Below are 13,000 nucleotides of genomic sequence, written 5' to 3' on the forward strand. Positions count from 1 at the left end.
TACATGACGCAGACAAATCATTCGTCGCAAGATGTGCAAGACATGGTGGCTCAGTCCGATACCGGCGCCCGTAATCCAAGTGGCATTCCGGGCCGCATCTTGTGGTTTGTACCGCTGTGCTGGTCACTCTTCCAGCTTTGGTACGCTTCACCTCTACCGTTCATTTTTGACTTTGGTGTCCTCAATGACACCCAGGCTCGCTCTATTCATTTGACCTTCGCCATCTTTCTAGCGTTCACCGCCTATCCGGCGTTGAAGCACTCTTCCCGTGATCATATCCCTCTGATCGACTGGGTGCTGGCGCTGGCTGGCAGCTTCTCGGCGGCCTATATTTACCTGTTCTATGCGGAGCTGGCTGGGCGCTCTGGGGCCCCTACCACACTGGACATTGTCGTTTCAGTGATTGGTATGTTGCTGCTGCTTGAGGCCACCCGACGTGCGCTCGGTCCACCGTTGATGATCGTCGCCGCCGTCTTCCTGCTGTACACCTTCGGCGGCCCGTATATGCCCGATGTGATCGCCCACAAAGGGGCCAGCCTGAACAAAGCCATGTCACACTTGTGGCTGACGACCGAAGGGGTGTTTGGGGTTGCCCTGGGCGTCTCTACCTCGTTCGTGTTCCTGTTTGTTTTGTTTGGGGCCATGCTTGAGCGCGCAGGTGCTGGCGCCTACTTCATCAAAGTAGCGTTTTCCTTGTTAGGTCACATGCGTGGTGGCCCGGCCAAAGCCGCCGTGGTGGCCTCCGGTCTGTCTGGCCTAGTGTCTGGCTCCTCGATTGCGAACGTCGTGACCACCGGGACTTTCACCATTCCGCTGATGAAACGGGTCGGTTTTCCGGGCACCAAAGCTGGTGCTGTGGAAGTTGCCGCGTCCACCAATGGACAGCTCACACCACCGATCATGGGCGCTGCAGCCTTCTTAATGGTGGAATACGTGGGTATTTCTTACGTTGAAGTGATCAAAGCTGCGCTGCTGCCCGCGCTGATCTCCTACATCGCCCTGATCTACATCGTTCATCTGGAAGCATGCAAAGCGGGCATGACCGGCCTGCCACGTCGTCATAATCCGACGCTGCTGCAAAGCATGCTGTCATTTACCGGTACCATTTTGGGGCTGTGCGTGCTCAGCGCACTGGTTTACTATGGCGTGGGCTGGACCAAGGACGTCTTTGGCGCCGCCGCCACTCCGATTGTCACCACAGTGCTGCTTATCGCGTACGTGTTGCTGGTACGTATCTCATCGCGCTTTGCCCACGAGGGCGATATTGAAATCGACGCCGATATTCAAGAAGTGCCTGATTCCGGCCCGACGATCAAGTCAGGCCTGCATTACCTGCTCCCTATCGTGGTTCTGGTGTGGTGTCTGACCGTCGAGCGTTTCTCACCGGGTCTGTCCGCGTTCTGGGCAACCGTGTTTATGATCTTTATTCTGATCACCCAGCGTCCGTTGATGGCGATCTTTAACCAGAGCAACGACATGGGGGAACAGACCAAAGCCGGGTTTGTTGATCTGGCAGAGAGTCTGGTGTCCGGTGCGCGCAATATGATCGGCATCGGGGTGGCGACCGCCGCCGCTGGTACCGTCGTCGGTGTTGTAACCTTAACCGGTATTGGTCTGGTGATGACCGATTTCGTTGAGTTCATTTCTGGCGGTAGTGTGATCTTGATGCTGCTGTTTACCGCGGTGATCAGTTTGATTCTGGGCATGGGCCTGCCAACCACCGCTAACTACATCGTGGTGTCAACACTAATGGCTCCGGTGATCGTCACATTGGGCGCCCAGCACGGCATGATCATTCCGTTGATCGCGGTGCATCTGTTTGTGTTCTACTTCGGTATTTTGGCCGACGATACGCCTCCGGTAGGTCTGGCGGCCTTCGCCGCTGCCGCGATCGCCAAATCGGATCCGATCCGAACCGGTATTCAGGGTTTCACATACGATATCCGAACCGCCATTTTGCCGTTCATGTTCATCTTCAATACCCAGTTGTTGCTGATCGGCATCGACAGTTGGTGGCATCTGATGCTCACGGTGGTCTCCTCGATCATCGCCATGTTGATCTTCTCCGCAGCCACTCAGGGGTGGTGGTTCACCAAGAACCGCTGGTGGGAGACTCTGCTGCTTCTGGTTCTGACTTTTTCCTTCTTCCGTCCGGGCTTCTGGTGGGACATGGTGTACCCAGCGAAGGTTATTACCCCAGGCGTTGAGATAGCGCAAGTTGTCGAACAACTGCATGTAGGACAATCGCTGGAACTGAAAGTCAGTGGCGACAATCTCGAAGGTGAACACATTGAGAAAATCGTCAGCCTGCCGTTTGACGAACAGGCCACCAGCGCCAAAGCGCGTCTCAGCTCGATGGGACTGACTCTGACTCAAAGCGACGGCAAAATGCTGGTCGATATGGTGGAATTCGGTAGTCCAGCAGAAGCGGCCGGTATTGACTTTGATTGGGAGATCGAGTCGATCGTTCAAGAAGCAGATCGTCCGATGAAAGAGTGGGTGTTCATTCCGGCCTTGTTGATCTTGATCGCTCTGGGTCTGAATCAGAAACGTCGCGCACGTCGTATACCGGTCAGCGCATAACAAAATCAGGCTCCGCAAGCCGGAGCCTGACACAAAGGATCAAGTGGCACAAGCCACCCGACAAGAGAATGACCTATGTTTAAACAAATCCTGGTTCCCGTTGACCTCAATGAAAAAGGCTTTGCCGATAAAGCCGTTCAACTGGCGGTTTGGCACGCCAAACATTCCAACGCCGAAGTGCATCTTTTGACGGTATTACCGGGGATTCACATGTCGATGGTCGCAACTTACTTCCCCAAAGACGCTGCCAAGAAAATGAAAGCCGATGTGAAAGCCCAACTAAAACAGTTTGCGGAAAAGCAGATAGATGATGAGGTGGTGTACCAGATCCATGTGGCTGAAGGAAAAGCCTACCGAACCATCCTCGACTACGCGGACAAACTCGGTGCGGATCTTATCGTGATGCCAAGTCACAAGCGTTCCAAAATGGACAAAGTCATGCTTGGCTCTGTGGCCAGCAAAGTGGTTCAGAGCTCACCTATCAATGTGCTCGTGGTGAAACCACAGGGCTGAAACCAATCTGGCGCCAGTAGGCGCCTTTTTTATTCAGCGCTACATTAATAGTTTTTGCCTATTGATATTATTGAAATGTTCCATTTTATTTTATGAGAATGATTATCAATAATAGTCATATCGAGACAACCACTCATCAGGCATTCACTATGAAAAAAACGCTCAGTTTTGCAACGATTCATTTTACTATCGCATTCACCGTGGCGTACGTGCTGACCGGAGATATCATTGTAGGCAGCCTGATCGCGATGATTGAACCTATGGTCAACACGGTGGCGTTCTACTTTCACGAAAAAGCGTGGAACACATTTTCCTCACTAAAAACACTCGCCCGATCTGCACGGAGCAAAACCACCAGCTTCGCCGTGGTGCACTTCAGTGTGGCGTTTAGCGTGGTATACGTGTTGACTGGTGACGCATTTGTCGGTGGCATCATGGCGGCGATTGAACCAACCATTAATACCTGTGCGTACTATTTCCATGAGACCTTCTGGCAACGTAAGCAGTCATCAAAACAGTCATTCAGTCTGGTTTGCACGCACTGATCTCTACACTGGGTAGTGCGTTACACACTGATTTTCGCTCAGGCCGATGTACAAACGCCGGCTCTGACCGTCGAGCATGATTTCCAGCAGATAGAGCTGCTCGGGCATCGGATGAAGAGGGTCAACATAGATCGGCGCCTCAACCTGAAACAGTGCACTGGCGTGGTCGCTGCGAACATCTATCGGCAACTGATAAGTCATGCCGTTAAACTTGACGGACGCTGAGACCAGGCCAGGGGTGTAGGTCTGATAGTGCAAGTCGACCAGAAATTCACACCCGCCCCCATAATGCCAGATTTGTTCCGTGGTAATGTGTTCAAGACGCACATGGCGGATAAACTGCAAATACGGCACTTGCCAAACCCCGATGCGCGCATCACTAATCCGGTAAGCACTTTCTCCCAACGGGCAGAGCGGCGTGGCTGGCTCGTCATCGATCAGCCAGTCATCTTCTTCTTGGAGAAACAGAATTTCAAACCGGTTGCGGCCACGCTGCAGATACGGCCGAATGTCCTTGCGATACTCATTGTGGGTCGCGTCACAATCAAACACCGCCACGCCGTTAACGCGAACTTCGGCATGAAAATCGATCCCCGTCATCACCAGATCCACGGCTGGAAACGCCAGCATAGCGTCATCAACCTCAATGTCGTGCATCAGGTGCCATTCTTGACGGGCAATGTCCGCTTCACTCAGCGATGATGGCAGGACACGGCTCAGCGGTCCGGGAAACGTGATGTCGTCCTGAGGAATGGAGAGATCGGTGAGCGGAGAAAGTTGCCAGAGACCGGCCAATGTTAGCTGCATGATATCAAAACATCGTTGAATGAAAGGTTAAAAGTATAATGAATCTCATTCCATAAGGACATGAGTTTGTCGACAGACAAAAAAATACCAGCCGACATCGGCTGGTATCCATTGATTTTCGACCAAGACAATTAAGCGTCTTCTTCGTCCTCATCTTCGTCGCTGTACAGGGCATCTTCACCTTCGTAGTAGGTACCCCATCCGTCGTAGATGATGTCGTATTTTTCGGCAAGGTGAATCAGTTTTTCCGCCTGAGCGTCAATCGCTTCAGCATTCAGGGCCGATTCCATAGTCGCGTCGCAACACAAAAGTTTGTTGCCGTCTTCATCTTCAGTTTCTTCCGCTTCAAGTACTTCGAACCCCATCTTAAATGCTTCGACGACCGCTTTTTCCAGCGTATCAAAGTCTTCCGCAAACAGGTGGTGTTCGATCTCATACAGCGCATCTGGATCACTGCCATCTTCCAACAAGGCCTGAATGATGTCGCGAGTATCTTCTTTTTGAATCTCGATCAGTTCTTCCACAGACATGTATTCATCTTCATGCGACATAAGGTGCTCCAGACAGTAAAAAAGGATCATTTGAATTGCGACGAAATATGGCATGGATCGCGTGGAATTACCACCTCGAAACCCGAATGATCCGGATCTTTAGCGCACCAGGCGCGCAGAGCGGAAAAGAACCGCGTGCAAACACACAAAAAATTAACATTTTTAGCCAAAATGACGCATTCAGAGTTTTATTTTGCGGTCAAAACCACATCGGATGGCGAAAAAGTGCGTGAATATCAGTTCAGGATGAATACAGCTCTCACCCACTTATCTGCATAAAATTTAGATAAAGCTTGCTATTCATCTCAAATATTGAATAACTATTCTCATTTACATTGAGATCTACGCTATTGCACCTTGGGCCAAGTACGCATAGTCACGCATTTTCCCCAACCGGCACCAAAACACATAAAATTTCAATAATAATCAAAAAAACACATCGTATAAAAATATACACCAACAAAAAACACAAAATTTAGATAAAAGCTTCAATTAATCAACTTGCATCTTCCCGTTAAGCTTGTCATAAATACGGGCTGGAATAAGAGTAAGGATACAAAATGAGTAAGTTGTACGTTGGATCTGAAGTCGGTCAACTGCGCCGAGTGCTGCTGAATCGCCCAGAACGCGCCCTCACCCACTTAACACCATCAAACTGCCATGAGCTGTTGTTTGATGATGTACTGGCGGTCGAAGCGGCAGGCAAAGAGCATGATGCCTTCGCCGACACCTTACGTGCTCAGGACGTGGAAGTTCTGCTGCTGCACGATCTGTTGGTGGAAACTTTGGCCATCGCAGAAGCCAAACAGTGGCTGCTCGACACCCAGATTTCTGATTTCCGTTACGGCCCAACCTTTGCCAGCGAACTGCGTCGTTATCTGTCAGAAATGGATAATGAGCATCTGGCCACCGTCTTACTGGGTGGTCTGGCGTATTCTGAACTTAAGCTGGATTCCGCCTCAATGCTACCTCGCATGCACCGTCCACTAGATTTCGTCATTGAACCGCTACCCAATCATCTGTTTACCCGTGATACATCTTGCTGGGTCTACGGTGGCGTGTCACTCAATCCAATGATGAAACCGGCTCGTCAACGTGAAACCAACCATTTGCGGGCGATCTACCGCTGGCACCCGGTCTTTGCCGGCCAGGACTTCATTAAGTACTTCGGTGATGAAGATTTGCATTACGACAACGCCAACATTGAAGGCGGCGACGTACTGGTGATTGGTAATGGAGCTGTCTTGATTGGTATTTCCGAGCGCACCACTCCGCAAGGAGTTGAGAACCTGGCGGCCAACCTATTCCGTCATGGACAAGCCAAAGAAGTGATCGCAGTGGAACTGCCAAAACACCGTTCGTGCATGCACCTGGATACAGTAATGACTCACATGGACATTGATACGTTCTCGGTGTATCCGGAAATCATGCGCAAAGATCTCGCGACCTGGCGTCTGACGCCTAAAGACGATGGCACCATCCAGGCGCAGAGCGCACCGAGCTACGTGCACGCAATCGAAGAGGCGCTGGGACTGGATTACCTCAAAATCATCACCACCGGCGGTGACAATTACGAAGCGGAACGTGAGCAATGGAATGACGCCAACAACGTACTCACCGTCAAACCGGGTGTGGTAATTGGCTACGAGCGCAATGTCTACACCAACGAGAAGTATGATAAAGCCGGCATTCAGGTTCTGACCATCCCGGGCAACGAGCTGGGCCGTGGCCGTGGTGGTGCGCGTTGTATGAGCTGCCCTATCGAGCGGGACGACATCTGACTCCTGACAGGCTCTGAACGAAAAAAAAGCTGCGCTCTGCGCAGCTTTTTTGTTATTCCGTTCCGCCGACGGTCAGCGAGTCGAGTTTCAGCGTCGGTTGTCCAACCCCCACAGGCACACTCTGCCCGGCTTTGCCGCAAACACCCACGCCCCGATCAATGCTGAGATCGTTGCCCACCATCGATACCTGCTGCATCGCTTCAATGCCCGAGCCAATTAACGTCGCGCCTTTCACCGGACGGGTAATTTTTCCGTCTTCAATCAAATACGCTTCAGAGGCAGAGAAAACAAATTTACCAGACGTGATGTCCACCTGGCCCCCACCAAAATTCGGCGCATACAGGCCTTTTTTCACCGTCGAGATGATCTCTTCCGGCGTGTGCTGACCTGGCAGCATGTAGGTATTGGTCATGCGCGGCATCGGCAGGTGAGCATAAGACTCACGACGGCCATTACCCGTCGGTGCGACACCCATCAGGCGCGCATTCAGTTTGTCCTGCATGTACCCTTTGAGCACCCCGTTTTCAATCAGCGTGTTGTACTGGCCGTTGACTCCTTCATCATCGATGTTGAGTGAGCCTCGCAGATCCGTCAAAGTGCCGTCATCCACAATGGTACACAGATCTGAGGTGACTTTCTGGCCCATCTTGCCGGAAAAGACCGACGATTCCTTGCGGTTAAAGTCCCCTTCCAGGCCGTGTCCGACAGCTTCGTGCAGCAGTACTCCCGGCCAACCAGAACCCAATACAACTGGCATCGCCCCCGCAGGCGCGGCGTCGGCTTCCAGATTCACCAGCGCCATTCGGATCGCTTCGTCTGCGTACTGGTACGCAATCTGACTGCCGTTGAGATCCGAGAGGAAATAATTGTAATCGAAGCGACCACCACCACCGGCGCTGCCGCGCTCACGACGATCGCCTTTTTGTGCCAGCACGCTGATCGACAAACGCACCAGCGGACGGATATCGCCAGCATAGGTTCCGTCGGTTGCAGCCACCAGCACCTGTTCATGGACACCACTGAGGCTGACTGACACTTCTTTAATTAACGGTTCTTTGGTCCGGATGTACGCATCCAGCGCTTTCAGAAGTTGAGTTTTCTGTTGTTTCTCCCAACATTCTAACGGGTTAACAGCCGCGTACACCTGTTGGTTATCATGACGGCGAAACGCCTGCAATTGACCATTCTGGCCTTGTTGTGCAATCCCCCGGGCGGCCTGGGCACTTTGTTTTAACCCTTCAAGTTGAATCTGATCAGAGTAGGCAAAGCCGGTTTTCTCGCCGGAGACAGCGCGGACACCAACGCCACAATCAATATTGAATGAACCATCTTTGATGATGCTGTCTTCCAGTACCAGAGACTCGTGCCAGCTGGATTGAAAATAGATGTCAGCGTAGTCTACAGCGCGGGTCGTGATGCTTGCCAGAGTCGCGGCAACGTCCTGCTCTGTCAGACCGGCCGGTTTCAGGAGTGCATCTTCAATGCGGTTAATCGTCATATTCTGCTCTTATTTAGGTTGAAACTGATTGGCGAAACGGCGATGTTGCTGAACCGGCATGGCGGTTCGAAGCTTATCGACCTGCGCCAGGTCGATGTCGGCGATGCCTACACCTGCCTGCCGGCCAAGATCGGTGACTTTCTCACCCCAGGGTGTAATCACCATTGAATGTCCCCAGGTTTCTCTGCCCCCCTGGTGGGTGCCTGTCTGATTAACGGCGACCACCCAGCACTGCGTCTCAATCGCTCGGGCACGCAACAGCGTTTCCCAATGCGCCTCACCGGTGACCGCGGTAAACGCCGCTGGAACAAGCAGGATCTGAGCACCCAAATCCACCAGCTCCGCATACAAATGGGGGAAACGCACATCATAACAGATTGACAGACCAAGTTTGCCAAAAGGTGTCGAGGTGGTACTCACCTGATTACCCGGTATAAAGGTTTCCGACTCCCGATAATGTTGGTGGCCATCGGCGACATCGACATCAAACATATGCAGTTTATCATAGTACGCTACGGGTTCCCCGAGCGAATTGATCACCACACACGTGGTGCTGACGCCCTCCGCCCGGCGCACTGGCATACTGCCAACCACGATCCAGATGGCATGCTGGCGCGCCAGAGCCGCCATCGCCCCGAATAGTGGCCCGTCACCAAGTGGATAGGCGTGACGGTGATAATCGGCTCGCGAGCCAAACACCAGTGCATTCTCTGGCAATACCACCCATTGGGCGCCTTGCGCCACCAATCCGGGCAGCTGCGCCGCCACAAAGTCAATATTTTGCTCAGGGCCCGCACCTGAGGTCATCTGGATCAATCCGACGCGCTCCATGCGTCCTCCTTACTCTTTACTTTTAAGCCGCAGTGATTCCGGCAGTTTAAACTCACCTTTACTGCGCGACAGTTCTTTTACCGTCGGCGAGTCCAACGGCCCTTTCACTTCATAATCTACCTGAGTAAAGACTTCCACAACAGGGGAAAGCACCGTGGTTATGGCCAGCACATACAACGCCGTCTGCGGTGTCACTGCAAACGCGGTTAATACCGGTATGCCGGAGGTAATATCCGGCGTGAAGTTAACTTCGGCATCCACCATCCGGGTATTAAGGTTGGCCATGCCTTTGATCTTCATCTCGCCCGCCACCGCGTCCATCTTAATGTCATTAGTGACAAAAATGCCGTTGCGGATCTCACCGCTGCCGGAAATCGAGTTGAACGCCATGCCTTTGTCAAACACGTCGGAAAAATCGAGTTGCATCTTGCGAATGATCGAATCCAGACTGAACAGACCGAGCAGACGCGCCGCACCGCTGACATCCGACACCATGCCTTTGCCCAGTTTGGTTTTGATGTTGCCTTTGAGCGTATCAACCCTCATCGACCAGGGCGCGCCATCCCAGTCGATATTACCGGACAGCTCAAACGGAGCCTGTTGGATGCCGGAGCTGATGCCGAAACGCTCCATCAACTCTGAGTTATTCTGCCCTTGCATATCAAGGTTGAAATTGGTGTGGCTACTGGTATCGGTCAGTGACCAGGCGCCTTGGATCGCCACTTTGTTGTTGCCACTTTGCAGCGTCAGTTGTTTCCACTCCAGTTGATCGCCAGTGCGCTGCAAATCCATCGTCAACTTGCCCACCTTGTAGCCCTGCAACCAGAAATCGTCGATATTCAGAGTCAGGTTGGGCATCAGATCGTGAAACTCGCGATCAAAGTCAGAGATCAGTGATGCCCCCTCTTCCTGACCCCGGAACAGGCTGGTTTCTGACTTCTGCTTGTTCTCCAGCTCAGGAATGTACACATGCAGGCGTTCCAGAACCACACTCAGATCGTAGGGCTGCAGGTAGCTGGCTTCGCCTTTGGCTTCCTGACTGTCCAGCGACATATACCAGGTGAGGTTCTTCTTACGAGCATCAAAGTTAACGTCGTGCCAGTCGATCCCGCCCAGCGTCAGCTCCGCAACGTTGACATCAACCCGTTCAGGCAATGGTATTTCCACAGCCTCTGCCTTCTGCTGCTGTGACGACGCCGTTTGAGCGTCAGACGAATGACCCAGTAGGGCCAGCCACTCATCCAGGTTCAACTTATCGGTACGCACTTGCGCCTGATGCCCCACCACCGGGCTGATCTTAAAACTGCCACTGCCCAGCACCAGGTTGGTGGCTTGCAACACCGGCTTATCTTTGCTGATGTCGATTTCCGCCTGATATTTGGCCGACGGCAGCGACAACCGGGCGGTGACTGATTGTTGATTACCTGATGCCTGCAAACGCGCTTTGCCCGCAGTGCCTGCGTCTCGATTGAGTGGATAGGGGTAACGGCTGCTCAGTTGACGTAAATCCGCCTGCGTATCAATTTGATAAGTGAAGCCGACATCATTGAGCTGAATATTGAGATCCATCGTCCACGGCGCATGTCCCGTCAGTGGCTGCGTCCAGCGAGACCCCAGATAAGGGCTGAGTGGCTTGATCTTCCAGTCGCCCAATACATCGATATTCACGTCATATCCGTTCGCCGCACTTTCACCTTTGAAGTCAATAGAGACGGGCTGCTTGAGCAAGCCAGCGGCCAGCCCCGCGGCCTGGACCACGTCGTTGTCAAAGCGGATCCGACCCGAAACTTTTTCCAGCGTCATCGCCGGTGCATCGATTTCCACATGATTGCCTGTCAGATCAGCCCAGCCCCAGGCGCGCGGCTCATTATCGCCGTCAAATGGAATATTGAGCTGAAACGCAGATTTGACCTCACCATCCACCTGCACTGCGGTCAGTGCTGCGCCCACCGAGTCCACCAGCGGCGTGGCGGTCATGTAATCGCGTAAATCGTTCCCTTGCGCCGTGGCACTGGCTTCAATCTCAATGTGCCCCCCTTCCGCCAGTTCGGGAATGCGGCCAGTGATCCGCTGCGCTTTCACGTTCATCAGCGTGGCGTCATGCGAATCGAGGTACATGGCATCGTTGTGGAACAACAGATCCAGTTGCAGGTCGGTGATTGGCGGCCAGGCCGTATCAAAACTGAACTTGGCGTGCTTCAGACCCACCCACGCCTGAAAGACACCATTATGCTCATGATAGGGGAAATCATTGAGTGCGCCGTACCATACCAGCTTGGCGGTATCGACCTGACCGGCCTGTATTGCGGTCGAGAGATAATCGGTCAGCGTGCGTCCTAACGCCAGCGTGGGCAAATAACGCCAGGTCTGACCGGCGTTGTACAGATCCGCTTCAGCATAGAAAGACAAAAACGGACTCTGCTCCTCAGGAAAATCAAGACGAAACGCCCCCAATACCTGTAAATCCGAGGTTGCGACCGTGACTTTATCAGCCCACAACGACCAGCCGCTGGTCTGCTTTTGCCAGACGATGTTTACTGCGCCTTGCTTAATATTGAGCGGAGCCTGGAAGACCTCGCCATACGGCAACACATCATCAATTAATGATAATCGGGCGTGCGCCTGGCGGGCATTCCCGGCCAGGGTGGCCGACAGGTGATGCAGTTCAGGCAGTAGTTGCCATTGTGCCAGCGCTCCGTCACTCAAACGCGCCGAGTATTGCAAAGAATCGCGGTCTTTCCCCATGGCGATGCGCAAGTCTTCAACCAGTCCCCCCGGCTGGAGCTGATCAATCAACAGCGAGGTTTGGTCAGAGTCAGGTGCCAACTTCACCAGCGGAGCGATCGCAGCCAGATCCAGTTGCGAGACGTTCAGACGCCATTTGTCCGGTTGCCAGTTAAACGCCACATCCAATTCCGGCCATGCTTTGTCATCGGTGCGTACTCGTAGTGAATGCCCGCTTACTTGCCAGCCTTTTTGCGAAGGAACCAATTGGAATATGCCGGATTCGAGCATCAGGTCATGACGCGTTCCTTCCTGCCAGCTGATGTCTGACGGCTTTAACTCGACATACGCATCCTGCGGATGACTGTGCTCAAGCGTGACCCAACTGTTGAAGCTGATTTGACCATTGTCAATGCCCGTCTGTGTCTGCAGATAGGTGGTCAGCCACGGCGTAATGCGCAGATTCTCGGCCCCGACATAAAACTCACCGGACACATCCTGCAACGAGCCATGGTCAATAAAATCAGCGTTCACCGACAGCGAGTTGATGTGTTTTTCCGCAATGCTGACCACCCCTTCAGCGCGATGGCGGCGGCCACTGTTCTTCCAGCGCAGCTTCTCAATATCGAGCTGGCGCTCTTCGCCGGCCACAGAACGGTACTGAATCGCGGAATGGAGCAGAGAAAAGTCATCCAACTGGCGCAAGAACAAGTTATCCAGACGTTGCAGTACCCGGTTGTCTTTGCTGTCAGTGGCATCAGATTGACGCTGAGAGAACAGATCGACGCGGCGCAAATCCAGTTTCAGCTGGTAGGTCGTCAGTTCAGCAATCACCGGCTGCATCTGCATCAGCGACTGGATCAGGTCAAACTCAATTTCAATTTTGTCGGCCGAAAAACCGACGGTTGAGCCCTCTGGCTGCTCTGCCTTCAGGCCCTGAAGGGAAATGGATGGGTGTGTGTTACGCCAGAATCCACTGACATTATCAATATGAAATTCAAGCCCGGTGGCTTCATTGACCATGTTCTGAATCTGAACTTGATAGCGGTTGAGCTCAGGTAACATGATCCGCAAAGCGGTCACAGCCACGGCAAGCGTCACCAGTAAAGTGACGACTAACCAAAGAAGAAAACGCGATAAGCGGGTAACACCAGGATTCACACAATT

At 52.8% G+C, this 13,000-nt stretch carries 9 protein-coding genes; 4 read left to right on the top strand and 5 right to left on the bottom strand.

From position 1 onward, the window contains the following. Window positions 1-3 precede the first annotated feature (3 nt). The 3 genes from CAG64_RS01665 (at window position 4) to CAG64_RS01675 (ending at window position 3,641) form a co-directional block, all read left to right on the top strand. Complete coding sequence (locus CAG64_RS01665; RefSeq protein ID WP_161488660.1) at window positions 4-2,583, top strand: TRAP transporter permease; 2,580 nt, start codon at window positions 4-6, stop codon at window positions 2,581-2,583. Between the two features lie 75 nt (window positions 2,584-2,658). Then, entirely contained in the window at window positions 2,659-3,096 is a 438-nt protein-coding gene (locus tag CAG64_RS01670) for a universal stress protein (RefSeq protein WP_161488661.1), read from the top strand. A 149-nt stretch (window positions 3,097-3,245) separates the two neighbouring features. Next, on the top strand, window positions 3,246-3,641 hold the full coding sequence (locus CAG64_RS01675) for a DUF2061 domain-containing protein (protein ID WP_161488662.1): 396 nt from the start codon (window positions 3,246-3,248) through the stop codon (window positions 3,639-3,641). Between the two features lie 3 nt (window positions 3,642-3,644). On the opposite strand, the gene CAG64_RS01680 is transcribed toward CAG64_RS01675, so the two are convergent. Beyond that, window positions 3,645-4,448: a glycosyl hydrolase 2 galactose-binding domain-containing protein gene (locus CAG64_RS01680; protein ID WP_161488663.1), complete on the bottom strand. Its 804-nt coding sequence runs from the start codon at window positions 4,446-4,448 to the stop codon at window positions 3,645-3,647. Between the two features lie 131 nt (window positions 4,449-4,579). After that, the gene (gene rraB, locus CAG64_RS01685; protein WP_161452422.1) at window positions 4,580-4,999 is read right to left on the bottom strand and encodes a ribonuclease E inhibitor RraB; all 420 of its coding nucleotides are present in this window, start codon (window positions 4,997-4,999) and stop codon (window positions 4,580-4,582) included. Between the two features lie 560 nt (window positions 5,000-5,559). Between rraB and arcA the strand changes: the two genes are divergently transcribed. After that, the gene (arcA, locus tag CAG64_RS01690; protein ID WP_021706864.1) at window positions 5,560-6,780 is read left to right on the top strand and encodes an arginine deiminase; all 1,221 of its coding nucleotides are present in this window, start codon (window positions 5,560-5,562) and stop codon (window positions 6,778-6,780) included. Window positions 6,781-6,832: 52 nt separating this feature from the next. Here the strand turns inward: arcA and tldD are convergent, their stop codons facing one another. From tldD to CAG64_RS01705, 3 genes are read right to left on the bottom strand one after another with little or no spacing between them, the layout of a single operon-like run. Next, window positions 6,833-8,278: a metalloprotease TldD gene (gene tldD / locus CAG64_RS01695; RefSeq protein ID WP_021706865.1), complete on the bottom strand. Its 1,446-nt coding sequence runs from the start codon at window positions 8,276-8,278 to the stop codon at window positions 6,833-6,835. Window positions 8,279-8,287: 9 nt separating this feature from the next. Next, window positions 8,288-9,109: a carbon-nitrogen hydrolase family protein gene (locus CAG64_RS01700; protein ID WP_161457901.1), complete on the bottom strand. Its 822-nt coding sequence runs from the start codon at window positions 9,107-9,109 to the stop codon at window positions 8,288-8,290. A gap of 9 nt (window positions 9,110-9,118) precedes the next feature. Next, the gene (locus tag CAG64_RS01705; protein WP_161457900.1) at window positions 9,119-12,994 is read right to left on the bottom strand and encodes a YhdP family protein; all 3,876 of its coding nucleotides are present in this window, start codon (window positions 12,992-12,994) and stop codon (window positions 9,119-9,121) included. Between the last annotated feature and the right edge of the window lie 6 nt (window positions 12,995-13,000).

Source organism: Vibrio sp. V38_P2S17PM301 (genome assembly GCF_009904845.1).
GTDB classification, from domain to species: Bacteria; Pseudomonadota; Gammaproteobacteria; order Enterobacterales; family Vibrionaceae; genus Vibrio; species Vibrio proteolyticus.

Bases quoted from the DNA above. Each gene is read 5' to 3' on its own strand.
- CAG64_RS01665 (WP_161488660.1), top strand. From the start codon at position 4: ATGACGCAGACAAATCATTCGTCGCAAGATGTGCAAGACATGGTGGCT.
- CAG64_RS01670 (WP_161488661.1), top strand. From the start codon at position 2,659: ATGTTTAAACAAATCCTGGTTCCCGTTGACCTCAATGAAAAAGGCTTT.
- CAG64_RS01675 (WP_161488662.1), top strand. From the start codon at position 3,246: ATGAAAAAAACGCTCAGTTTTGCAACGATTCATTTTACTATCGCATTC.
- CAG64_RS01680 (WP_161488663.1), bottom strand. From the start codon at position 4,448: ATGCAGCTAACATTGGCCGGTCTCTGGCAACTTTCTCCGCTCACCGAT.
- rraB (WP_161452422.1), bottom strand. From the start codon at position 4,999: ATGTCGCATGAAGATGAATACATGTCTGTGGAAGAACTGATCGAGATT.
- arcA (WP_021706864.1), top strand. From the start codon at position 5,560: ATGAGTAAGTTGTACGTTGGATCTGAAGTCGGTCAACTGCGCCGAGTG.
- tldD (WP_021706865.1), bottom strand. From the start codon at position 8,278: ATGACGATTAACCGCATTGAAGATGCACTCCTGAAACCGGCCGGTCTG.
- CAG64_RS01700 (WP_161457901.1), bottom strand. From the start codon at position 9,109: ATGGAGCGCGTCGGATTGATCCAGATGACCTCAGGTGCGGGCCCTGAG.